We start from the raw sequence: 315 nt of genomic DNA, 5'->3' as shown, positions 1-315 counted from the left end.
GATGCGCCGGATCTGCTACATGAGCCGTGCGGCGCTATCGGGGGACGTCGATCTCGACGGCATCCTGACCGTATCCCGCGTCCGCAACGGCTCCGACGGCATCACCGGCCTGCTGCTGGCGGATGGCACGCGTTTTCTGCAAGCGCTCGAAGGCGAGGCGGACGCCGTCCGGGCCTGCTACGCCCGGATCGCACTGGACGATCGCCACTGCGACGTCGTCACCGTCGCCGATGAGCCTATCGAACATCGCCAGTTCGGCTCCTGGTCGATGGACTATCGCGATCCCGGTCTCGTTTCCAAGGGTGACTACAAGGC

1 protein-coding gene is annotated in these 315 nt (G+C 65.7%); it reads left to right on the top strand.

Translation table 11 applies throughout. The features are described 5' to 3' along the window. Positions 1 to 19: 19 nt before the first annotated feature. On the top strand, positions 20 to 315 hold a 296-nt coding region (locus AC0IYH_RS30540; RefSeq protein ID WP_471837903.1), incomplete at its 3' end, for a BLUF domain-containing protein.

This window comes from Pseudomonas sp. AC463, assembly GCF_979253585.1.
This window is presented reverse-complemented; position numbering and strand designations above follow the sequence as displayed.